Origin of the sequence: Pseudomonas mandelii, assembly GCF_006438925.1 — a bacterium.
GTDB lineage: Bacteria > Pseudomonadota > Gammaproteobacteria > Pseudomonadales > Pseudomonadaceae > Aquipseudomonas > Aquipseudomonas mandelii_C.
Map to the genome: position 1 here is coordinate 432,186 of NZ_RCZA01000004.1, position 22,931 is coordinate 455,116.

Annotated in this window: 23 protein-coding genes and 1 pseudogene; 18 read left to right on the forward strand and 6 right to left on the reverse strand. The window is 54.6% G+C overall.

Features of this window, described 5'->3' with window-relative positions; translation table 11 throughout:
• Positions 1-228 precede the first annotated feature (228 nt).
• Both EAH74_RS12025 and EAH74_RS12030 read left to right on the forward strand, forming a co-directional pair.
• On the forward strand, positions 229-375 hold the full coding sequence (locus EAH74_RS12025; protein ID WP_240050497.1) for a transposase: 147 nt from the start codon (positions 229-231) through the stop codon (positions 373-375).
• Positions 368-711 (forward strand): annotated as a pseudogene (locus EAH74_RS12030) (helix-turn-helix transcriptional regulator); the annotation flags it as partial. The gene EAH74_RS12025 and the pseudogene EAH74_RS12030, both read left to right, overlap by 8 nt.
• Before the next feature lie 187 nt (positions 712-898).
• On the opposite strand, the gene EAH74_RS12035 reads toward EAH74_RS12030, so the two are convergent.
• Positions 899-1,822 carry a LysR family transcriptional regulator gene (locus EAH74_RS12035; RefSeq protein WP_140678759.1) on the reverse strand — a complete coding sequence of 308 codons (924 nt, stop codon included), beginning with the start codon at positions 1,820-1,822 and terminating at the stop codon, positions 899-901.
• 105 nt (positions 1,823-1,927) lie between these two features.
• Here EAH74_RS12035 and EAH74_RS12040 point away from each other — a divergent pair, with 105 nt between their 5' ends.
• The 3 genes from EAH74_RS12040 to EAH74_RS12050 all read left to right on the forward strand — a co-directional run bounded on the left by EAH74_RS12040 (position 1,928) and on the right by EAH74_RS12050 (position 4,094).
• Positions 1,928-2,680 (forward strand): SDR family NAD(P)-dependent oxidoreductase, encoded by a 753-nt coding sequence (locus tag EAH74_RS12040; protein ID WP_140678581.1) that lies wholly within the window; start codon positions 1,928-1,930, stop codon positions 2,678-2,680.
• 138 nt (positions 2,681-2,818) lie between these two features.
• A complete protein-coding gene (locus tag EAH74_RS12045) occupies positions 2,819-3,349 on the forward strand; it encodes a nuclear transport factor 2 family protein (protein ID WP_140678583.1) in 531 nt (176 codons plus the stop codon).
• A gap of 340 nt (positions 3,350-3,689) precedes the next feature.
• Positions 3,690-4,094, forward strand: a complete 405-nt coding sequence (locus EAH74_RS12050) for a nuclear transport factor 2 family protein (protein ID WP_140678585.1) — start codon at positions 3,690-3,692, stop codon at positions 4,092-4,094.
• A 50-nt stretch (positions 4,095-4,144) separates the two neighbouring features.
• Here EAH74_RS12050 and EAH74_RS12055 read toward each other — a convergent pair whose 3' ends face one another.
• On the reverse strand, positions 4,145-5,050 hold the full coding sequence (locus EAH74_RS12055) for an AraC family transcriptional regulator (RefSeq protein WP_140678587.1): 906 nt from the start codon (positions 5,048-5,050) through the stop codon (positions 4,145-4,147).
• Positions 5,051-5,159: 109 nt separating this feature from the next.
• Between EAH74_RS12055 and EAH74_RS12060 the strand changes: the two genes are divergently transcribed.
• The 3 genes from EAH74_RS12060 to EAH74_RS12070 all read left to right on the forward strand — a co-directional run bounded on the left by EAH74_RS12060 (position 5,160) and on the right by EAH74_RS12070 (position 7,357).
• Positions 5,160-5,501, forward strand: coding sequence for a carboxymuconolactone decarboxylase family protein (locus tag EAH74_RS12060; RefSeq protein WP_140678589.1), 342 nt, complete (start codon positions 5,160-5,162; stop codon positions 5,499-5,501).
• A 174-nt stretch (positions 5,502-5,675) separates the two neighbouring features.
• Positions 5,676-6,263, forward strand: a complete 588-nt coding sequence (rclC, locus tag EAH74_RS12065; RefSeq protein ID WP_140678591.1) for a reactive chlorine resistance membrane protein RclC — start codon at positions 5,676-5,678, stop codon at positions 6,261-6,263.
• 323 nt (positions 6,264-6,586) lie between these two features.
• Positions 6,587-7,357, forward strand: a complete 771-nt coding sequence (locus tag EAH74_RS12070) for an alpha/beta fold hydrolase (RefSeq protein ID WP_205012907.1) — start codon at positions 6,587-6,589, stop codon at positions 7,355-7,357.
• A gap of 213 nt (positions 7,358-7,570) precedes the next feature.
• On the opposite strand, the gene EAH74_RS12075 is transcribed toward EAH74_RS12070, so the two are convergent.
• Positions 7,571-9,073 (reverse strand): aldehyde dehydrogenase family protein, encoded by a 1,503-nt coding sequence (locus tag EAH74_RS12075; RefSeq protein WP_140678593.1) that lies wholly within the window; start codon positions 9,071-9,073, stop codon positions 7,571-7,573.
• A gap of 435 nt (positions 9,074-9,508) precedes the next feature.
• Between EAH74_RS12075 and EAH74_RS12080 the strand changes: the two genes are divergently transcribed.
• The 6 genes from EAH74_RS12080 to EAH74_RS12105 all read left to right on the forward strand — a co-directional run bounded on the left by EAH74_RS12080 (position 9,509) and on the right by EAH74_RS12105 (position 14,939).
• Positions 9,509-9,742, forward strand: a complete 234-nt coding sequence (locus tag EAH74_RS12080) for a hypothetical protein (RefSeq protein WP_140678596.1) — start codon at positions 9,509-9,511, stop codon at positions 9,740-9,742.
• Positions 9,743-9,787: 45 nt separating this feature from the next.
• Positions 9,788-11,149 carry a glutathione-disulfide reductase gene (gorA, locus tag EAH74_RS12085; protein ID WP_140678598.1) on the forward strand — a complete coding sequence of 454 codons (1,362 nt, stop codon included), beginning with the start codon at positions 9,788-9,790 and terminating at the stop codon, positions 11,147-11,149.
• Between the two features lie 42 nt (positions 11,150-11,191).
• Positions 11,192-11,815: a ferric reductase-like transmembrane domain-containing protein gene (locus EAH74_RS12090; protein WP_140678600.1), complete on the forward strand. Its 624-nt coding sequence runs from the start codon at positions 11,192-11,194 to the stop codon at positions 11,813-11,815.
• Positions 11,816-12,117: 302 nt separating this feature from the next.
• Positions 12,118-12,741 carry a glutathione S-transferase family protein gene (locus tag EAH74_RS12095; protein WP_140678602.1) on the forward strand — a complete coding sequence of 208 codons (624 nt, stop codon included), beginning with the start codon at positions 12,118-12,120 and terminating at the stop codon, positions 12,739-12,741.
• 381 nt (positions 12,742-13,122) lie between these two features.
• Positions 13,123-14,097, forward strand: coding sequence for an alpha/beta fold hydrolase (locus tag EAH74_RS12100; protein ID WP_140678604.1), 975 nt, complete (start codon positions 13,123-13,125; stop codon positions 14,095-14,097).
• A 101-nt stretch (positions 14,098-14,198) separates the two neighbouring features.
• Positions 14,199-14,939: a cysteine hydrolase gene (locus EAH74_RS12105; protein ID WP_205012909.1), complete on the forward strand. Its 741-nt coding sequence runs from the start codon at positions 14,199-14,201 to the stop codon at positions 14,937-14,939.
• Between the two features lie 12 nt (positions 14,940-14,951).
• Here EAH74_RS12105 and EAH74_RS12110 read toward each other — a convergent pair whose 3' ends face one another.
• From EAH74_RS12110 to cynS, 3 genes are all read right to left on the reverse strand, one after another.
• Positions 14,952-17,867 carry a winged helix-turn-helix domain-containing protein gene (locus tag EAH74_RS12110; protein WP_140678608.1) on the reverse strand — a complete coding sequence of 972 codons (2,916 nt, stop codon included), beginning with the start codon at positions 17,865-17,867 and terminating at the stop codon, positions 14,952-14,954.
• 454 nt (positions 17,868-18,321) lie between these two features.
• Entirely contained in the window at positions 18,322-18,555 is a 234-nt protein-coding gene (locus EAH74_RS12115) for a DUF2790 domain-containing protein (protein ID WP_140678610.1), read from the reverse strand.
• Positions 18,556-18,618: 63 nt separating this feature from the next.
• Positions 18,619-19,086, reverse strand: a complete 468-nt coding sequence (gene cynS, locus EAH74_RS12120; RefSeq protein WP_140678612.1) for a cyanase — start codon at positions 19,084-19,086, stop codon at positions 18,619-18,621.
• Positions 19,087-19,232: 146 nt separating this feature from the next.
• Between cynS and cynR the strand changes: the two genes are divergently transcribed.
• From cynR to EAH74_RS12140, 4 genes are all read left to right on the forward strand, one after another.
• Positions 19,233-20,117, forward strand: a complete 885-nt coding sequence (gene cynR, locus EAH74_RS12125; protein ID WP_140678614.1) for a transcriptional regulator CynR — start codon at positions 19,233-19,235, stop codon at positions 20,115-20,117.
• Positions 20,118-20,254: 137 nt separating this feature from the next.
• Positions 20,255-20,884 (forward strand): glutathione S-transferase family protein, encoded by a 630-nt coding sequence (locus EAH74_RS12130; protein WP_140678616.1) that lies wholly within the window; start codon positions 20,255-20,257, stop codon positions 20,882-20,884.
• Between the two features lie 203 nt (positions 20,885-21,087).
• The gene (locus EAH74_RS12135; RefSeq protein WP_140678618.1) at positions 21,088-22,008 is read left to right on the forward strand and encodes a LysR substrate-binding domain-containing protein; all 921 of its coding nucleotides are present in this window, start codon (positions 21,088-21,090) and stop codon (positions 22,006-22,008) included.
• Positions 22,008-22,919: a LysR family transcriptional regulator gene (locus EAH74_RS12140; protein WP_140678620.1), complete on the forward strand. Its 912-nt coding sequence runs from the start codon at positions 22,008-22,010 to the stop codon at positions 22,917-22,919. The genes EAH74_RS12135 and EAH74_RS12140 overlap by 1 nt, the downstream gene beginning before the upstream one ends.
• The last annotated feature ends 12 nt before the right edge of the window (positions 22,920-22,931 follow it).

Genomic DNA, 22,931 nt, shown 5'->3' on the forward strand with positions numbered 1-22,931 from the left:
TGTGGTCACTGCGATACTAAGACTTTGGGGGGGCTTTGGCTCAGAGCGTCTAAGCGCTTTATTCAATTTGAGCATCGAGATCCAAATGGTCGATGCAGCGGTTTTGCTAAATCGCTCAGTGGGTGGTAACCGTCCGGGCAACACACCTTCCTGACACCGTCGCTTGAGGCGATGGTGTCCACCTAAATTTAAGTGGACACCATTTTTAGCCTTTTTAAGCGGACGCCTATGTCACAAGAACGCCGTTCCTATTCAAAGTCCTTCAAGGCCCAGGTCATCGCCGAATGCGCGCAGCCTGACACCTCGATCGCCAATGTCGCGTTGACCCACAACCTCAACGCCAACCTCGTCCATAGCAACGCACCGGCAGACTAGCGGCACATTGGCGCTGCTCGCAGATAAGCGTTTAGGCCGAGCTTGGCAGAATACGCTGGAGGATCCGGGGCGCGATTGGACCATTGAAGCCTTAGCAGAAGCGGCCACGATGTCACGAGCAACCTTCATGCGTGCATTCGCGAAGGTTGCCGGACATCTCCATGGGTGCTCTTAACCCAGATTCGGATGGAGCTGGCATTCAGTCTGCTAAGCCGATCACACCTCGGTCTAATCGACATCGCCGAGCAGGTTGGGTATCAGTCTCAAGCGGCGTTTAGCAAGAAATTTAAGGAAATCTACGGGGAGGCGCCGGGTCGAGTTCGTAAAGCGATTTAGCTCACGTGTCTCCATCATCAAACAGCGCGAGTTCAAACCGGCGACCGTTTGAAGCCTTCAACGAACCTCTTCGCTGCTAGCTTCACCATCGAATATCCGTCATCAGTAACCTCAGCCAAATCACCGATGTACAGGCCGCTTCCCAACGGCCGACATTTGCCAAGTTTATGCTTACCCACCCGGGAGCCTAAGAGCGATTATTCATGCGCCACGCCGGATCAGATAATTCGGCTATGAGAAAATCCGCGAGCACATCCACTTTGGCTGGCCGGGTGCGAGCAGTCGGCGTCACAAAATACAGGCCTCCTTCCTGCATGCTCCACTCTGGCAGTACCACTTGAAGTCTTCCGTCGCGAAGATACTCACTGGCTACGAATTCCGGAAGTTCAGCAATGGCAATTCCTGCAAGTACGGCAGGGATCAGGGCTTCCACGTTCGTGACACGAAGTGAGCCAGTGGCCGAAACGCTGACCTCATCTCCTGATTTATTGAGTAAACGCCAGACGTCACTCTGGGCTCGATAGGCGTATCCCAGGCAGTTTCGACCGACGAGTTCATGCGGGTGTTTTGGATGACCATGCTGTTTGAGGTATCCAGGAGACGCCACAAGATAGCGAGCTACTCGGCTAATTCGTCGTGCCACTAGCGACGAATCGGGAAGTATGGCGATCCGCATCGCAGCATCGAAGCCTTCCCCAATGAGGTCGACTGACGCGTCGGACAAGTGGAGATCGACTGACACTTCGGGATAAGCGAGAAGAAATGCCGGTAGGATTGGGGCCACCCAGCGGACGCCGTAAGTCATCGGTATTGCCAACCGTACGAGCCCTCTAGGTTGTGACGAAAGTTCGCGTGCGAACCCCTCTGTTTCTTCAGCCTCTCGGTACAGGCGACTAGCGCTTTCCGCTATGTTGCGTCCGAACTCTGTGAGTGCGAGCTGTCGGGAGGTCCGATTTAAAAGACGGGCACCAAGCCTTTCTTCCAAGCGTCCAACTCCTCGTGAAACCGTCGCGACGGAGACACCCATCACCCTCGCAGCCGCCGCAAAGGAACGCTCCTCAGCTACCTTTGCAAACATCGCTAATCCTTCAAAATCCGGCATCTTTGACATCGACAGTTCTGCAATGATGGTTTGCAATCAATTCTATTTCGAAAGGTAGGGTTCGTCGATATTCTTTGGTCATGCGCTTTCCGGCGCCAACCTGAGGAACGTCAAATGTCACGCAAACTTGAAGGTAAAATCGCCGTCGTCACCGGCGGAACCAGCGGCCTTGGATTGGCAACCGCTATTCGTTTCGCTAAGGAAGGTGCTCATGTTTACATCACCGGTCGGCGCAAAGCTGAGCTTGATGCTGCTGTTTTAGCTGTCGGCAATGCAACCGGCGTTCAGGCCGACTCTTCCAAGCTGGATCAATTGGACGCGTTGTACGAACAGGTGAAAGCACAACACGGTCGTGTTGACGTTTTGTTTGTGAACGCCGGCGGCGGTGAAATGAGCAATCTGAAAGATGTCACTGAAGAGCATTTCGACGACACCTTCGGCCGAAATACCAAAGGCGTTCTTTTTACGGTCCAAAAGGCGCTGCCACTGCTGTCCAAGGGAGCTTCCGTGATTCTCACTGGCTCTACTGCGGGTAGTGTTGGCACCCCAGATTTCAGTGTTTACGCCGCTTCGAAAGCAGCCGTAAGGTCCTTCGCCCGTAACTGGATCCTCGACTTGAAAGGTCAGGAAATTCGCGTGAATACTCTTAGCCCTGGTCCGATCAAGACGCCAGGCCTCGTAGAATTGGCAGGCCCAGACGCGGCACAGCAGCAAGGTCTGCTGGATCACTTTGCTTCATTGATTCCAATGGGCCGCGTTGGCGATCCAGATGAAGTCGCAAAGGTAGCAGTATTCCTGGCCTCTGATGATTCAAGCTTCGTGAACGGCAGTGAAGTATTTGTCGACGGCGGCATCGCCCAAATTTGATCCGGAACGTATTGGGAAAGTGTGAGCTTTCCCAGTACTGGTCAATCTATTAACAACAAGATTGATTTGAAATGGACACCAAATTGGGTCGCGGCAGCGGTTGAGCATTCAAATGAATAACGAAGACCAAACGCAGCAATGATAGATGTCGCCAAGCTTTATTTTATTAAAGGTGATGCTGGCGATCTGACAATATTGGACCTTTTTAGTGACGATGTTCAGCTGTATTTTCCCAAGTTTGGAACGCGTATTGGGAAAAATGAGATTGTTGCATTTATTCAGGGTTTGATGGGGGATCTCGGCGGCCTAAAGCACGAGGTAGAGCACTACAACTACATCGCACTGGGAAATACAGTGGTTGTAGAGGGAGCCGAGAGCGGAGTCATGAAAAACGGCTCGCAATGGCCAGTTGAAGGGCGATCCGAAGGTCGGTTTTGCAACGTATTTGAGTTTCAAAAAAAACGACTGACAATGGCTGCCGATCCTGCGCGTGTTATTGGCGCCCAATGGCTTAATCGGGCGGTGAGTGCTTACTTCAACTACCTCGCAGTGCCAGGAAACTTGAAGCTGTTGAGTGGTTTCAGGAAGCCATACGCCGACACCGGCGTCAGGATCTCGGGCAACGCAGCTAGCGAAATCGGCTGCAATGGTCTCGCTTCGGGTGGCTGACAGATCACTACATACCGAGCCCAAAGAGTGCGCACCCGTACCATCAGGATCGCTTCGCTTCACGCACTTGCGGCAGGAGCCGTATGCGGTAGGTCTGCACGTACCGATCTGTGCGGGTGGGGCAGGTGACTGCCATCCCTGCCGCGACCAAAAAAGGCTCATATGGTTACCATTGCAAGGCTAATCACCACCGGGGTGGCGCTTAGCTTTAGCAGTGATCGCAGTAGTGTTTTTAAGGCTGCTGGTGCATGTCGCTGAGATTATCTGTGTCCAGTGATCTAACCTCTGCTTCGACGCCAACACTATCTAATCCTTCAAAACGACCAGAGATTTACTGACGATGAACGGGCAAGCCAATTTCGAATTCGCACAGGACTTTTTGCAGAAACTGGGCAGTGGCGACGCTGAGGCATTAGCGCTCCTATTCGCTGAAAATGCGAATTGGGAAATTGCGGGTGACGTGGGAGCGCTACCTTGGCTCGGCAAGCAGCAGGGCAAAGAAGCAATTGTTAATTTCGTAAGGGACACTGCGACTCTGCTCACCAGCGAGAGCTTCACTGTTCAGGATATTTTGGCGAATGAACATCGCGCAATGATCCTGGGTGCGCTTGCATCACGGGTCAACGCCACGGGCAAACTCATTGAAACATCATTTGTGCTTGTGCTGGAAATCAGCAATGGGCTGATCAGTAGTTTCAAGATGCTCGAGGATACGTTTGCCGTGTCGCAAGCCGCTCGAGGCTGATCCGTCCTATCGAGCGCATTGTTCTCCGGCAAATGGAAATGTCGGAGAAACTAAATTCCACGCCGCACCCGTCCCGGCGCCTCACCATAAATCTCCTTGAATTTCTTGCTGAACGCGGCCTGCGATTGATACCCAACCTGGGCTGCAATATCGTTCAATCCCAAGTGCGAGTGACTCAGTAGGCTGAAGGCCAACTCCATTCGGACCTGCGTAAGCAACACCCACGGCGATACGCCAGCCACCTTAACAAAAGCCCGCATAAAGGTTGCACGAGACATACTCGCAGTCTCGGCCAGGCCCTCTATTGTCCATTCGTAAGCAGGGTCAGCCAACATCGCCTGCCAGGCGCGACGCAAACGTTTATCACTGAGTAATGCAAGCGTGCCGCTGTCTTGACCGTGACTTGCTAGGTGTGCGCGCAGAATCAAAGTGAACAACGCTTGAGACAACGCATCCAGCAAAAATCGAGCGCCCACCTGGTCGCCATCTGCTTCACCGCGCAACATCTCGACCAACGCCGCTAATGGACCATTGTCCGGTAAGGCTCCACTGGGAATCACCAGATACTCAGGTAGAGCTGCAAACAACATCGAAGCCCGATTGTAGTGAAAGCCACCGCACAGCATGTCCAGATCTGTGCTGACACTCCCAATGCGGTATGTCGGCAAAACCCCACCAGAGACGAGTTTTGGTGATGTTGGCTGAACAGTTTTCCCAAGACTATTCATGACATGTGGTGCGCCCCGAGGTAGCAGCAATATGTCACCGGCGCGCATGGGGAGGCGCTGGCCATCCGGAAACTCCACTCGGCACGCTCCCTCCAACACAATGTGATAGGGCGCTTTTCCCAAGACCTCCTGCTCGTGATCTCGAGCCCAATCCCCTTGAAACTGACAACGCAGATCCAGGCTGCCTCGAACGTTAGCCAAGCTGATGAGTTTATCGATTGAATTCATTTGAGAGCTTCGCAGAAAAAACTGAGCGGATTGAACAAACCCGAATCTCGCCACAGGGGAAAACTGAGCGTGTTGAAACAGTACACCAACCCGCTCAGGAGTTAATGCAATGTTCAGTAACTGGTCCGAATTGTTGCCCACCATCCAGAAAGCCTTCGGCGCACTGGGCAAGAGCAATCCCACAATGGTCAAGGCTTACATGGCCCTCGGTGAAGCCGCTGCCGAAAACAATGTACTGGATGTCAAGACACGCGAGCTGATCTCGATCGCCGTTGCCGTCACTACTCGCTGCGACGGGTGTATCGCTGCTCACACGAACGCTGCGGTCAAGGCTGGCGCGAGCCGCGAAGAGGTGGCTGCGACGCTGGCGACCGCTATCTCGATGAACGCGGGCGCTGCATACATCTATTCGTTGCGCACGCTTGAAGCGTATGACACGTTGAAAAACTAGTATCACATGCGTTCACTTGGAGCCTCGTCACTGCAAAGTGTCGAGGCTTTTTTACGCCATCAAAATGTCTAGGACACCTTGAGACGATCAAGCAACAACTTGAGCATGACGAACAAAAGCACCGTTCGCTAACACCGCAGACTACCTCCACATTCAATCTTCTGGAGAAGTCTCATGCTCACTTCATTTACTGCCTGGTTAAGATTAATCAGCAAACTGGATACCTTTGGCGCATCGCTCATGCGACTGGCAATCGGCGTTGTGTTCCTGTGGATCGGAGCGCTCAAATTCGTACCCTACGAGGCGGATAGCATCACACCGTTTGTCGCTAACAGCCCGTTCATGTCGTTCTTCTATGAACACCCGCAAGAGTACAAGGCTCACCTGACCCATGAAGGTGAACTGAACGTCGAGAAGCGCGCATGGCAGACAGCCAACAACACGTACGGGTTCTCGACCGGGCTGGGTGTTGTCGAACTCCTGATTGGTTTGTTGGTGCTGTCCAACCCTATCTCACGACGCACTGGGCTGCTCGGTGGTGCATTGGCCTTCGGCACGCCACTGGTGACCCTGAGCTTTCTGATCACCACGCCCGAAGCCTGGGTGGGTGCTCTCGGCGACGCTCAACATGGGTTTCCCTACCTGTCCGGTGGCGGTCGCCTGGTACTCAAAGACGTGTTGATGCTGGCGGGCGCTCTTCCGGTGATGGCGGACTCCGCTCGGCAATTACTCCGCGAACGTCGCGTTTTGATCGTCACTTGATACAAGGCCGGATAGTGCCGTCCTGTAGCCCACATCTTGGGGTAGGGCGGCCAAGTGAAAAATTGCTCGCATTAGCCAGCGACTAAAACCCAGAAATGACCAATAACGCCATCGACCGCTTGCGCGAAGGTGTCCAGGTTTATGGCTTCCATCTGTGATTCCGATTTCGTTATTGAGCACCACTCTTTCATCCGGTGAAATACCGCATTGTCATTGGTAGTCATTCCGCTCTATCGCCGATGTGTCGAGTATTTACGTGCGCGGAGACAGCGCTCTGACTTGAACCTCTCAGCAGAGCAGCTCTGCACGATGGAGTACCGGTGATGTCCCTATTCAAATACCTGACGCTGCTAGCATTGCCGTTGATGTTTGGCTTCGGCCATGCTCAAGCGGAAATGCCGAAAATGATGTATCGCCAAGTGATGGTCGATGGCGTGAATATCGCCTATCGAGAAATCGGCGACGTCAACGCCCCGGCAGTGCTGTTACTACATGGAGTACCCAGCTCATCACGCATGTATGACGGACTGATGCGGCAATTAGGCGACCGCTTTCACTTGATCGCACCGGACTACCCAGGATTTGGCAATAGCGATGCGCCTACACCGGATCAGTTTGTCTATACGTTTGATCACCTCGCAACGTTGATCGAACACTTCACCGATACCGTCGGGCTCAAGAAATACAGTCTGTTCATGCAGGATTACGGTGCTCCAGTCGGTATGCGGCTGGCGATGGCGAGACCGCAGGCGGTGACTTCCATGGTGTTCCAGAATGGCAACGTCTACGCCGACGGTCTGGGCAAGATGTGGGAGAGCCGTAAGGCCTACTGGGCCGACCGTAACGCGTATGAGGCCAAGTTCCAGGCGGCGCATCTGTCCGTTGACGTAACCCGGCAGCGCCACATCGGGAGTGATCCGGACGTCTCGGCGTATAACCCTGATCTATGGCAAGACGAAGTAGCGTTCCTCAATCGCCCTGGTGAAGGTGCGATTCAGATGGCGTTGATTTATGACTATCGCACGAACCTAGAAGCCTACCCGAGTTGGCAGCAATGGCTTCGTGAACATCACCTACCCACACTGGTGATCTGAGGCAAGCATGACCTAGCCTTCACTGTCGTAGGTGCTGAGGCATTCAATCGAGACTTGCCCGACGCACAGATAGCTATCCTCGACGGAGGACATTTTGTGATGGATACCCGACTGGATGAGGTCGCTGCCCTTACCCGCCAGTTCCTGATCAAGCAGTAACGAAAAACGCACGCCCTGGTGATACCAAGGCGTGCGCTAAATGCTGTCTATGCCTTAACGTTTGACCGACAAATCGGTCTGAGTCATGCGGCTGCGAATGGTGAACACACCATCGCCCGAGAGAATCGCGCTACGCGCAAAGAGGCGCCCGCTCTCCCAGTTCGATAGGCCCAGTTCCGGCTTGTTGAGGGCGTACTGGCCATCGACCCAACGGGTAATGCCGTTGCCGACAAAAGGCGCGTTGACCGCATTGTAGAAACGCTCATGGGCCGCTGCGTCTTCGCTGATCAATGACACAGTGAACTGAGGGCTGTAGCGGTTGAACAAGGCGATGGCGCAGTCCAGGTCGTCGACGATTTTCAGGCTCACTTCCGGGGTTTCTTCCCACTCCCATTCCCGGCCCAACTGATCTACAGGTAAGGATTCGGCCAGTGCTTCGGTGCGGTAGCCTTCGGCGCGATAGACCTCGACGGTTGCACTTTGCCAATCCGCGGGAAGGTACTGTTCGCTGCCCTCGACGACGTGCAACTTGCATCCCTGACCCCGTGCCTTGCCGGCCTGTTGCAGCGCGTCGAGAAACAGCGGCACCAGTTCAGCAGCGCGGTCGCGGTGGATCAGGCAGACATTGAGGGTGTTGCAGACTTTACGGTCGAGGGAGTTGCTCACCACACTGGCGAAGCGCGTGGCATCGGCCCCGGTATCGGCGATCAGCCAGGCACCGCCGGTGCCGTGCAGGCTGACGGCGGTGCCGGCCTGTTGTGCGATGCTGCCCAACTGACTGACGGCACGTCCCGAACCACGGGCCACGGCCAGCGACAGGCGCCGGTCAGCGAACATCGCCCAACCAGCGGCGTGATTGACACTTTCCACCAGCGACACCGCACCGGCCGGCAACCCGGCGTCGCTCAGTGCCGGATTCAACGCGTGAGTGACGATGGCTTGCGCCGTGCCCAAGGCATCGCTGCCAATGCGCAGCACTGCGGTATTACCCGTGCGCAACACCCCGGCGGCATCGGCGAAGACATTCGGCCGGCCTTCGAAGACGAAAGCGACGATGCCCAACGGCGAGACCACCTGCTCGACTTTCCAGCCGTCATGCTCGACGCAACTGACCACTTTGCCGCGCGTGGCCGACGCATCACGCCAGGCCCTGAGGCCGGCGATCATGTCACGGCGCATGCGCTCATCGGCCAGCAGTCGCGTGGTGGAACGCCCGCGGACCTTGGCTCGCTCGATATCGGCAAGGTTGGCCGCCGCGATCAACGCCCAGCATTGCGGCGTGTCCAGGCGTTGGGCAAACAGATCGAAGAACGCGCTGATCGCCTGATCCGAGACCGCCGACAGGGCGCTGAACGCCACTTCGGCACGCTCGATCGCCACGGCCGCCGCTTGCTGATCTGCCACCGGAATCAACAACAACTCGCCGCTGACCTGTTCCACCAGCAGGTGGTCTCCGGGCTGGAAGCGTGCCGCCAGTTCGGGGCTGACCACAGAGACACGATTACCCGCGAAAGGGATTGGCGTGCCAGCGACTAGACGTTCGAGCGCAAGAGACATGAAGCGGTTTCACCATGGTGTGGACGGCCGGGAAGGGGACCGATCGGGTTTATCCGTAGCTCGGCAGAGAGCTGATTTTTCCAAGGACACTGTTGGCTATGTGTCCAGAAGATTCTCCATTTTAACTTCATGCATCTCAAAGGACACCAGATGCATTTCAGTACATTGCGATGTCTTCGCTTAACCAACGGTGCACTTGAACCAAGGGATGTTTTGGAGAAGTGGAATTTTGACGCTATCAATGACCTCGCCTAAGACGCTGATGCCGCGCCTGATCAGTATGTTCCAAGCAGCGCCTCGCTGGATTATTTCACTCAGCACAATTAAGTCATGACATCCCTGCTTGTTCTCTAATTGCCAATAGATGGTGAGACTGAACCCAGAAGCAATTGACCCATTTCGGGTTAATGCAGTGTCCATCCAGGGAGTCCCCACATGATTGATGTCGCTCATTCCTACGACGGTAACCCTTGGTTAGATACTCCAGCCATGGCTGTTACCGAATACGAAGGCGGCTTTTTGCTGCCCCAATTGATGGGAGCGCTGGCTAGCGAATCTAGAGCGGCTCATGTCACGCACAGATCCAGCACGCATCAGAACAAGGTGTCGGTCCTGAAACTATGCGCCCCGATTTTGCGTGCATTGAAGCTTCGTTTTTCTCCCCTATAACGACATTCGGCGCCCATGTGTTGTGCGACCTTGCAGAGAATTGAGATGACCTACGACTTTGATTTATTTGTGATTGGTGCAGGTTCCGGCGGTGTCCGTGCAGCGCGTTTTGCCGCAGGGTTCGGCGCGAAAGTGGCGGTTGCCGAGAGTCGCTACCTCGGTGGTACATGCGTTAATGTCGGTTGCGTACCGAAGAAACTGCTGGTCTACGGATCGCATTTTGCCGACGACTTCGAACAGGCCGAGGGCTTTGGCTGGACGGCCGGCAAGGCTCAATTCGACTGGGAAAAATTGATCTCCAACAAGAACCGTGAGATCGAACGACTCAATGGTATTTATCGCAAACTGCTGATCAACAGCGGCGTAACGTTACTCGAAGGTCATGCACGACTGACCGACGCGCATCATGTGGAAATCAATGGACAGCGTTTCAGCGCCGAACGCATTTTGATTGCAACAGGCGGCTGGCCACAAATTCCGGATATTCCAGGTCGCGAGCATGCCATCACATCGAATGAAGCATTCTTTCTGGAGCAACTGCCCAAGCGAGTACTGGTGGTGGGCGGCGGTTACATCGCCGTCGAATTCGCCGGCATCTTCAATGGCCTGGGTGCCGACACCAGCCTGCTGTATCGCGGTGATCTGTTCCTGCGCGGATTCGATAAATCGGTTCGTACGCACCTTGTGCAAGAGCTGACCAAACGCGGTCTGCAATTGCAGTTCAACACCGATATCGTGCAGATCGACAAACAGGCGGACGGCAGTCTACTGGCGACGCTCAACGACGGTCGTCAACTGGAGACCGACAGCATTTTCTACGCCACTGGCCGCCGGCCAATGCTCGACAATCTGGGCCTGGAAAATACCCGCGTCGAACTCAATGACAAGGGTTACATCGACGTCAACGACAACTTCGAAACCCGCGAGCCATCGATTCTGGCGTTGGGTGATGTGATCGGCCGAGTGCAACTGACCCCTGTCGCCACGGCGGAAGGCATGGCGGTCGCTCGTCGATTGTTCAAACCTGAAGAATATCGTCCAGTAGATTACCGCCACATTCCCACTGCTGTGTTCAGCCAGCCCAACATCGGAACCGTTGGGCTGACTGAGGAACAGGCGCTGGAGGATGGCCACAATGTGACCGTTTTCGAAAGCCGATTCAAGCCGATGAAACTGACCCTCACGGATTCGTCTGAGCAGACGTTGATGAAGCTGGTGGTGGATGCTGTTACTGATCGGGTCTTGGGCGCGCACATGGTGGGTCCCGACGCCGGAGACATCATCCAAGGGCTGGCCATCGCGTTGAAAGCGGGTGCGACCAAGCGCCTGTTCGATGAAACCATCGGTGTGCACCCGACCTCGGCAGAAGAATTTGTGACCCTGCGTACACCTGTCTCTGGCAGATGACAGCAGACGGCCAATCCAAATACTTTTTTCAAGAGCGTTGTTATGAAAGTCCAATTACCTCGTTACGAAGGCTGGTCGCTGTTCGGTCTGCTGTGTTTGCTGATATTGGTGATGACGGCGTTGATACTGGTGCTGAATCCAGATTTAGTTGAAGGTCTACGTAGCGCAATCCGCGCCACCGCGCGCACCTCGTTTGCTCTGTTTCTTGTGGCTTTTACCGCCTCTGCATTCGCTGTTTTGGTGCCGTCCCCGTTTTCCAAAGCGCTCGTGCGCGAGCGTCGTTTCATTGGTCTGGCATTCGCGTTCTCTCACCTGCTGCATGCGGTATTGATCTACAAGTACGGCCAGCTGAACACCGAGTTCTGGCCCGGTCGAAGCACTATCACCAACATCCCTGGCACCCTTGGCTATTTGTTTATCCTGTGGATGACAATTACGTCCTTCAAGACCACCACCCGTCTGATTGGTCGCAAGACCTGGAAGGCCTTGCACCTCACCGGCATGTGGGTGCTAGCAGCAGTTTTTGCTTACTCCAACTTCAAACGCATCCCCCTGAGCGCTTGGTATGTATTGCCGTTTAGCATCATGTTTTCGGCAATTGCCATTCGGGTTTTGGGTAAGCTCGTACAGAAGAACAAACGGAATCAGCCTCGCGCTTTTGCTTGAAATTCGATTTGGTTTGAGCGGAGCAGGGGAGAGCGTATGTCGATAAATAGGGCCGTGAACACTCCGTTCACTCGTCATTGGATTGGTCTACATTGAATGGGCTTGCCTAGGTGTACGTCACCACCAACATCGGTTACAGCACCGTCAAATTGACGTTGACCTCCCTCGCGGCTTTCATGCCGCCGTTGCTCCCGTATACCGACAAGCTCGTTTGATGTGTTACAGACTCGGTTCCTCTGGCATCGCAACACTGCTTACAAGCCAGGGGCTCGATAACGTCCATCTATGTTGGAGCAAGCGTCATGAGCCTTACTCTCTACGGTTTTGACGGCAGTCCATACGTTCGTACGGTGAAAATGCTGCTGAAGGAAAAAGGAGCGGAATTCAATCAGTTACAGGTTAACGTGATGAAAGGTGAACCGCATCATCCGGAACACCTCGCACGGAATGCGTTCGGGAAAGTGCCGGTCATCGATCACGACGATTTCAGGGTGATCGAAACAAGCGCGATCATGAGCTATCTGGATGAGGTCCTGCCTGGGACTTCATTGACGCCCAAAACTGCTCGGGACCGCGCCAGGAGCCACATGGCCCAGGCGATCTATGATTCCTATGGTTATGGTTCGATGGCCTCCGTCTTCGGTTATTACCTGTTCCCCGACTTCATTGGCGGGCAGAACGACGCCTCTCGCCTTCAAGGCATCGAGAAATCGAAACTGGTGCTCAGCGAGTTGATGAAGATCAAAGGCAACGATCCGTTTGTGGGTGGGCCCGCATTGAGCATCGGCGACCTGTACCTGGCACCGGCATGTGCTTACTTATCGATGACGCCGGACGCAGATGAAATATTTGCCACCAAAGGCTTCGCAGACTGGTGGGCACGAATTCAGGAACTGCCCAGCTTCAAGGCCACACCACCGCAATAGTTTGTAGGCTGATCTAAGAAACTTTGCCCTGCGCAACGACGGAACGTCACCCTTCGATAAGCTTGGATCTGACATTCAAAATCCCTCTTTGACGTTTTTACACATCCTCGATTGAGGTTGTGTAAAAACGTTTTTCTGCGACTGGAGTCCAGTTTGTTTTTCGTGTCGCACATCAATCCGCCGGAATAACCTTCGGCAGTCTACTCAGTCCAACCATACCCATTTTGGTGCGTGGACCCAGTTTGGTGCTTTGCATTTCATAACACCGTTTAACATCTCTTTACTCGTTGCCACGTCTTCGGACGCTCATAGTTTTCCCTTCTCCCGCTAATAACATGATCAGGTGTCACTGATCTCGTTGCCAGCCCACGGAGTTGAAAAATGACAGACCAATCTCCGCTTTCCCATGACGAGGCGACGCGCCGTAGCCTAGTGCTAATCGGCCTAGGCGCAGCCATTACCACCGTGTTGCCAACGTCCGCTCAAGCACAAACGGCTGAACCGGCAAAATCGCACAACGTCACATCCAACACGATCACCACCCGCGACGGTGTGATTCTTTACTACAAGGATTGGGGCCCAAAAACTGGGCCGGTAGTAACCCTCAGTCACGGCTGGCCTCTCGATTCCGATAGTTGGGATGGTCAAGCGTTTTTTCTGGCAAATCAGGGATTCCGGGTGATTGCTCATGATCGCCGGGGACATGGTCGCTCCAGCCAACCTTGGGACGGAAATGACATGGATCACTATGCCGATGACTTGGCCACGGTGATCAATACCCTGGATCTGAAAAACGCCACAATTATGGGTTTCTCCACTGGCGGCGGCGAAGTGGCTCGTTATGTGGGCAGGCACGGCACATCGCGAGTGGCGAAAATTTGTCTGATATCTGCCGTACCCCCGCTGATGTTGAAAACTGCTGCGAATCCAGGCGGTTTACCTATTGATGTATTCGACGGCATTCGTGCAGGGATGATCGCCGACCGCTCGCAGTTGTTCAGGGACATTCCAGCGGGCCCATTCTATGGTTTCAACCGCCCAGGGGCCAAAACCTCCCAGGGGATGATCGATTCCTGGTGGCGTCAGGGAATGGTGGGCGGGTTTAAAAACACCTTCGATTCCATAAAGGCTTTTTCGGAAACTGACTTCACCCAAGATCTAAAAAAATTCGATAAACCGACCCTGATCGTCCATGGCGACGATGACCAGATCGTGCCGATCGATGCCGCCGGCCGAGCCTCGAAAAAGCTTGTTCCTAATGCAACCCTGATGGTCTATCCAGGGGCGCCCCACGGATTGACGGAAACCCATAGAGAACAACTCAACAAGGATCTATTGGCATTTCTACGCAGTTAAAGGTCATAACTGACTGGAGAGAAATCATGTCTGAGAAATTCTATCCCATCGGTAGGCGCTCATTTGTAATGGGTGCTGTTGCAACCGTGGCAGCAGGCGCAATGCCTGCATTCGGCGCCGAAAAAGCTGCACCCGCAGGACTTGAGAAATACGCCGCTCCGAAAAATCCAGCGCTGCCGAAATCGACTATGAAGCTGGATCTTTCCCGGGCAGCTCTTGTGGTGATCGATCCGCAGATCGATTTCATGAGTTCCAAGGGCCTTGCGTGGCCAATGACGGGGGAATCAGTGACGGAACAGAATCTCGTCCCGAACCTATTGAGCTTGTTCAAGGCCGCCAAAGCGGCAGGTATCACCGTGGCGATTTCACCGCACTACTACTGGGCCACTGATCACAACTGGAAAATCCAGGCTCCCGTGGAAGTCATGCAGCACTCAATGAAACTGTTTGATCGCAAGAGTGCCATCGATCTGGAGGGGTTTGCCAACTCGGGAAGCGACTTCATGCCGGAGTTCAAGCCCTATATTGAGGACGGTAAAACCTTCGTTTGCTCACCTCACAAGCTCTACGGCCCACAGGTCAACGACTTGACTCTCCAGTTGCGTAAGCAGCTCGTTGACCAGGTCATTCTGACGGGGATGCTGGCCAATCTCTGTGTTGAATCACACATGCGCGAGCTGCTCGAACAGGGGTTCGAAGTGGCGGTGGTGCGTGATGCAGTGGCGGGACCGAAACTTCCTGAAGGTGATGGTTATCTGGCAGCGATAATCAACTACCGGTTCATGGCGAACGCCGTATGGACTACCGAAGAAGTACTCGGAATGTTGGGTGGCAAGGTTTGATTGAGCCGCATGTCACGGGGCTGAGTCCGGCCTCGTGGCAGGATGTCCTCTTGGGGTGAGTTTCAATGCGCTTTGCTTGTTCAATGAGTTCAGCAATTGTTTTGCAGCACGCAGATCAGCTGAATCAAAGCCCTCGGAAAAACGGCTGTAGACGCTCTGAAGTCGCTGGCCTGCCTCGGCGTCCCGGCCTTGCAAAAGATGCAGACGGGTAAGAGAGATAGCGGTGCGCAGTTCCCAAGCCAAGGCCGATAGGTGTTCGGCGCAGACCAGTGAGCGATTCAAGTATTGCTCGGCCAAGGCCAGGTCTGGGTTCGGTCGATACGCATACAAGTCTGCGGTCACCCGCAAAATTTCTGGGGTATCAAATGTTTCTCCGACGTTCTCGACCATTTCCAGTGCGCCGCTGGCGATCTCGATCGCATTGTCATATCGGCCTTTGGCCGCAACACCCTTTGCAAGGCATCTCACAAACATGGTAGTGAGCACCTGATGGTTCTCAATGCTCAGCACGTTTAAGCAGTCATGTAAGAGGTGTATGCCTGCATCCACTCTATCTTGGCCGATCAGCAGAATGCCTTTTAAACCTATACCCGCGGCATGATCGTGCCCGAAGGCATTCTCTTCGGCCGTTGAGATCAGTTTATCAATTGTCTGTGCGGCATTGTTCCAATCACCCATCCATAAAAAAACCGTTGCCACATAAATGAGCGAAAGGCAGATGGTCGCGGGATGGCGCAAGTCGTAGGCATCACCCAAAGCTTGCCGTCCAATTCGGGCAGCTTGATCCGGGTATCCGCGTAGCCATAAAACTCTAGCCAAAGATGCCAGTGCTCGAATGCGATAGTTATAACCGAAGGAGAACTCGTCCTCGTTCACGAGCGGCGGCTTTAGGTCTGAATTGGCTTTGCATGTTCGGAATGAGAACCCTGGCACACCGGCAAGATTGCCACTGTCTTCCAGCGTCCACTGCATCATGGCGATAATTTTAGGTTCAGTAATTCGCGTACTGAGATTTAGATTCTGCCACTGGATATCATGAGGGCTCCGTATCCCCTCAGATCTAGGCAAAACAAAATGCTGCGATTGACGAAGTAGGATGTCGTCTATATTTGCGACGGATTCAATTCCCTTGTGATGGTTGGCCGGCAAGGTATGTGGGGTGCCTGACGTCATCATCGGAGGGATTGAACATGGCCAATGCTGCACTATGAGCGGTGGCACTCCTCTGGCTACTTCGACTCTTGCTGCCAGGGCCCGCTCACTCCACCGCCGACACTCATCGAGCATCGATAAACCGAGGAATAGTGGTGCGGCTGCCGCGGCGAGACGGATACCGAGCAGTAGGTTGCGATGATTGGAAAACGCCCATTCCAATGCTGAGCAAATGTTCCCCAAGTGCTCAATGTACAGTTGAATTCGCTCGAATTCAGGAAGCGTTTCCCCTGGCACGTTCAGTCGTTCCAGCATTGATAACAAGTAAATGGCATGACGTTCGATCGTCAAATCCACTTCACCACTGGTACGTAGCTTTTCCAGTGCATATGCCCGCATTGTATGTGGCAGCTTGTAACGCATCGACTGACCAGCACGCTCAACCAGAATCAAAGATTTCGTGACCAGGCGTCCAATCGCGTCGATAACCAATGACTCATCGACTTCCGATTTGACGATTGCAATGACCATTTCCAGGGAAAAAACACCGCTAAGAACCGACAACCGTCGTAGCACCATAGCTTCGGTTTCAGATAGCAGGTCACAACTCCAATCGAACATAGCCATTAGCGTTTGATGGCGTGGCAGAGCTGTCCGCCTGCCGTCCCAAAACAGGCTGACACGATTTCTCAGTAACTCGGCAATGCCCTGGATCCCATAGGCCTCGACTTGGCCAGCTGCCAGTTCTATCGCTAAAGGCATGCCATCGAGTTTGCGACAAATATGCGCAACCATCGGCGCGTCGTTGTCGCTCAGGATGAACGCGTTATCGTTGTTTTGAACTCGCTCGACGAGTAATTGCACCGCCGAAAATGTTAACGCGTCATTTGCCGTCAACCCGCACATCTCTGGCGGACAGGCCAAAGGACACAGCCGATGGACATGCTCACCTTCAGCTCGCAATGGCTCGCGACTGGTCACCAGAATGTGTACGTGTTCGGTTTCTCCATACAGCTTTTCTGCAAGGCAAGTGGCGGCAACGATGACGTGGTCACAGCTATCAAGCACCAGCAACAATCGCTGTTCTCGCAAAAAAGACATTAGCTCCTGAAGGGGGTCCATCCCCCGACACCGGATGCCTAAGGCGGACGCCAGAATACCTGGCAACAAAGCAGGATCGGTAATGGAACTCACATCCTGGAAGAGAACCAGGCCTCCAAAATGCGTTGTCAAATGATGAGTCAATGCCCGCGCAAGAGTCGTTTTGCCCATACCGCCAGGGCCGCAGATCGTCACGAAACGGTGGAGTTTGATCAACTGTGCGATGGCAGGCAGCGTTTCGTCGCGGCCTGCCATTCTTATCAAGCGGGGGGGCAGCTCTCCGATTGAGCACCCGGGTGAAGTCCCCTTACTATCAGAGTTTGAATCGCGGGAGATGGCGGCTACAAAGCTGTAGCCGCGACCTGGAATATTGGCGATATAGCTCACGTCGTTTTCGGCGCACGACAAGGCTTTTCGTAACGCTGAGATATGCACACGTAGGCAGCTCTCATCGACAATCACTTCCTGCCAGACCATTCTGATCAGATCGCGGTTGCTGACCACCTCACCCGCATGTTCGAGCAGTGCAATCAGGACGTCGAGAGCGCGGCTTCCGAGTTCAATCGGTTTCCCGTTTTTTAATAACAGTCGTTGAGTAGGGAGCAGATGAAATTGGCCGAAGGTGATCGACTGGGGACATTGCGTGTCCGAAGAGTCGGTTGCTGACCCGTTCATGATTCGCAAGCTCGTGCGACCTGGCACGGTGGTTTTCGGTAAAGTGACCGCATAAGCGAGTCGATTGCTGATGCCGTATTCATGGCCGTCACTGACTATAGATGAACTTACCTAGGCAGCTCACTCTGTAGCGTCCGTGACTCCAGTTCTAAGCCTGCCGGTTTGTTATCTCCCTATACAAAATTTTGCTCATCTTGCAGTTTAGGCGCCATGCGGATGTTGGGTAATGAAATTTGTAACCGCAGCCCGATCCGGGCGGTGTGCGCTAATTACAGGGTAAAACTGCCGGGAAGGTTACAACCATGCTGGGTGTCAAAGGCCCAACGCTAGGACCGAATATGCAGTCTGAATTTCAATGTCATTGCATCAGATTTTCTGAGTACTCGTCCTGGATGCGACGTTCATGAGTGAACATCGTTTCAGATCAGACTGCACATTGTAGCGTTGTGGTTTCTCAGCCCGTGCTGCAACCACCTCCTTCGACCAAGTACGTTGCGATATGCCGCTCACCTTTGGAGTCTTCATACACCATCTCGGCTTGCACAACCCCGCAGGCCTGGCTGGTGTCGGAGTTGCTGATGGTTTTTGCTACATCGAATGGAACGCCGGTACGCCCAGTCTGTACGTCATTAGCGGCAAACGCGCTGCCAGCAGCTACGGTCAGGAACAAAGCAAAAAAAGTGTTCATGGTTTTCATGGTCTTTTCTCTAGAGTTTGTGGGTGATGGCCCGCACAGCGGGCCGGTATCCGCTTAGAAAGGGCGCAGCGGTAAGAATTTACCGTCGAGAGTGATCACTGCACGGTGACCGCCCTCTGGATCTTCGACTTTCTTCATGTTCAGCTTGAAGTTGATCGCGCTGATGATGCCGTCGCCGAACTGCTCGTGAACCAGGGCTTTCAAGGTGGTGCCGTAGATCTGGATCATTTCGTAGAAGCGGTAGATGGTCGGATCCGTTGGAACACCCGACAGGCTGCCGCGCAGTGGGATGATTTGCAGACCGGCGACCGAGTCGGCGTCCAGGTCCAGTTTTTCGCCGATCACTTTGGCAGCGGCTTCAGGCAGTGGATGCTGACCGAGCAGGGCGGCAGTGACATAAGCCAGACCGAGGCCGGTGCCTTGAGCCACGTCTTCGAAGGACAAGTTTTTGCGCGCCTTGGCGTCGAGGATTTTCGCGGTCAGCTCGAGGCTGGTGTCGTTGTAAGCGTGGGACTGTTGCATGGTGTTTCTCCTATCGGGTTTGCTTGTTGGCTGTTTGCCAGGTTGGTGTTGCTTGGGTGTGAAGCAATGTTCTGTTGGTTGCTCGATAGCGTCCAAGACCGATATACAATGCAACGCATAAGCGGGGCCTATAGAGGGAAAATCCCATGCTGCTACGACACTTGCGCTATTTGTTGGCTGTCGCCGATAACTCCGGCTTCACCCGCGCCGCCGAGGCGCTGCATGTTTCCCAGCCGACCTTGTCGCAACAGATCCGGCAACTGGAAGAAACCCTGGGTGTCGTGCTGTTCGACCGGACCTCGCGCACGGTAAAACCTACCGATGCGGGGCAGGCCTACATCGAATGTGCGCGTCGCGTATTGGTTGAGTTGGAAGCTGGCAAGCGCGCATTGCACGATGTGAAGGATCTGTCCCGCGGCACCCTGCGCCTGGCCATGACACCGACGTTCATGGCTTACCTGATAGGACCGTTGATGCGCGACTATATGGCTCTCTATCCAAATATCCATCTGGAGATCTTTGAACTCTCCATGGCCGATATCGAAACCGGCCTGGCGGATGACTCACTGGATATCGCCATTGCGTTTGATGAGGTGAGAAACCCGGACATCGAAACGATCCCAGCTTTTATTGAAACCCTGGGGCTGGTGGTGGGGCGGGATCATCCGTTATACGACTGTAAGAAACCGTTGACCGCCGAGCAGGTCGCTCAACTGGACTTTGCGTTGCTGACTCCCGACTTCGCCACCCGCATCTGTATTGACGAGTACTTCGCCAAGACGCAGATCACACCCAAGGTGGTGATCGAGGTCAATTCGGTCAACACTTTGCTGGAAGTCATACGGCACACGGCGGTCGCCACTATTCTTCCGGAGCCCATCGCTACCCAGGACCGAGCCCTGCGCAGGATCGCGCTGCTGGACAACGGGCCACGGCGCGGAGCCGCCCTGTTACGGCGTAAAAACAACTATCACAGCGCGGCGTCAGTGGCCTTTATGGACTTGATGCTGGGAGTGTCGGTGGGTCAGTAGGCTCGGCAAAATGATCATTACACGTAATGAAATGCTGGATTGTAATTGCTGGTCATTCCGCTGTTTACGAGAGGAGGGGAAGATAACTCCATCGACGCGATCACCGGGTCGAACTCAAACAACAATCGGAGCACGTCATGTCCCAGCAAGCGATCAAACTTTATCGTCACCCTTTGTCTGGCCACTCTCATCGGGTCGAACTGATGCTGTCCCTGATGGGACTGCCAACCGAACTGGTATTCGTGGATCTGATGAAGGGCGCGCACAAAGCGCCTGACTTCCTGGCTCTCAACCGCTTTGGCCAAGTGCCGGTGATCGATGACAACGGCACCGTCCTGGCAGACTCCAACGCCATCGTGGTTTATCTCGCCGCCAAATATGGCAAGGGCCAATGGCTGCCGACCGATCCGGTAGAGCAAGCCAAGGTTCAACGCTGGTTGTCGGTGGCCGCCGGTCAAATCAATTCGGGCCCTGCCACCGCGCGATTGATCACCGTGTTTGGTGCCGGTTATGACGCCGAAGAAACGATCAAACGTTCTCATGCCCTGCTCAAGGTCATGGAGGAGGAGCTGGGTCAGAGCAAATTCCTGGCCGGCGACAAGCCGACCGTCGCCGATGTTGCCGCCTACACTTACGTGTCCCACGCACCGGAAGGTAACGTGGCGCTGACTGACTACCCGAATGTCCGTGCCTGGTTGAACAGCATCGAAGGGTTGCCGAACTTCGTTGGCATGCAACGTACTGCTGTAGGCTTGCAAGAGGCTTGACTCGATTCTGAAGGAGCTTGCCGGGAGAATAATTCCGGCCAGCTCCTTTTCCTTGTTTCGCAGTTCTCCCAGGACGCTTTACGTACATGCAGCCAGCCCGACGGCGCGTGCGAAAGTCGCTGTAGCCGACGATACTGACAATCAGGTCTTCCCGCGCAAGCGGCCAGATACCTCGCTGTCCTCTCATCAAGACAGGGGCGCCTATGGATCGTTTTCAAGAAATGCAGATATTCATGGCAGTAGCCGAGGAAGAAGGCTTTGCCGCCGCCGCCCGCCTGTTGAATATCTCTCCCCCCAGCGTGACCCGTGCCATCGCCGCGATGGAAGAGCGAATCGGCACACAGCTCCTTTCTCGAACCACTCGCAGCCTGCATCTCACCGAAGCGGGTCAACGCTATCTCGAGGATTGTCGGCGTATCCTCAGTGATATCGACGAGGCGGAGGAAGCGGCTGCTGGTAGTTACTCGATACCGTGCGGGCATTTGACCGTGACTGCGTCGGTGCTGTTTGGCGAGTTGTACATCGCGCCGCTGCTGGCCGACTACGTAGATCAATATCCCTCGGTGTATCTCAATGCCTTGCTGGTTGACCGCGTGGTGAACATGGCCGACGAGGGTATCGATGTGGCCATCCGCATTGGTCATTTGCACGAGACCAATCAGCACGCCATAAAAGTCGGCGAAGTACGCCAGGTAATCTGCGGTACCCCCGATTATTTCGAACGCTACGGCAGGCCGCTTCATCCCGGTGAACTCAATACCGCCAACATCGTCATGTCTTCGGCCAGCCATTTGCTGAGCGACTGGCAATTCGTCAACGACGGCAACGCACTGAGCTTTCGATTCGAACCGCGATTGGTGGTCACCGCCAATCAGGCCGCGATCAATATCGCCAGTCTGGGCTGGGGCGTCACGCGGGTGTTGTCCTATCAGGTGGCCAACCAGGTGGCGGCTGGCGAACTGGAATTGGTGCTGGAGGACTTCGAGCCGCCTGCGCTGCCCATTCAAGTGGTCTACCTCAAGAGCACCCGCATACCGGCAAAGGTTCGTACCTTCGTGGATTTTCTCGCGGATCGACTCGGCAAGGATTCGGCGCTCAAGGCTGTGGTGAAGGGTTCCAATTGATGGATCGCTACCATGAAATGCTGATGTTCGAAGCGTTATCGGAGCGCCCCAGTCTGGCTGCTGCGGCCCGTCGTCTGGATGTGTCCGGGCCTACGGTCGTTCGCGCCATTGCACGGCTGGAGGAACGTCTTGGCGTGCGTCTGTTACTTCGAAGCACCCGCGGGGTGTCGCTGACCGAGGCCGGCGCCGGCTTCATGGCCGATTGTTCACGCATTCTCAGGGCCATCGAAGACGCAGAGGCATCGGCCAAGGGCTTGCACGTTCAGGCCCAAGGCAATCTCACGGTGCTGATGCCTTTGCTGTTCAGCCGTTATGTCATGACCTCGATTCTGACGGACTACATGAGTCTGTATCCTGAGGTAAAAGTCTTTGCGCAATACCATGATCGTTTTCCGAACATGAATGAAGAGGGCATCGATGTGGCGGTGCTGGTCGGCAATCTACCAAGTTCGTCATTGATCGCACGACAGGTGGGCTATGTACGCTTGATGGTATGCAGCAGCCCTGCTTATCTGGCTACTCACGGTGAGCCCGGCGTACCTGAGGATCTGCAAAATCATCGACTGGTCGCCACCCATGCTTATCGAGACAGGGTCCAGTGGGACTTCCAACACGACGGTGAGGTGAATCACTTAAAAGCCCGGACACGGATCAGTTGCGCGACGGTACAGGCGGCCATCGATGCAGCCGCTTATGGCGCGGGCATTACCCGTTGTCTGAGCTATCCGTTGTACGAGTATTTGAACACTGGGCGATTGCGGCGTGTGTTGCAGCCCTATGAGTTACCGGCGCTGCCGGTGCACGTGGTGTACCGCGAAGGGCGCAAGGCCTCGATGCGGGTGCGCAGTTTTGTTGACCACATCGTCGACGGCCTGCGCGAGCATCCGGCCATGCAGCCGGATGTTTTTTGAACGCTTGCAGCG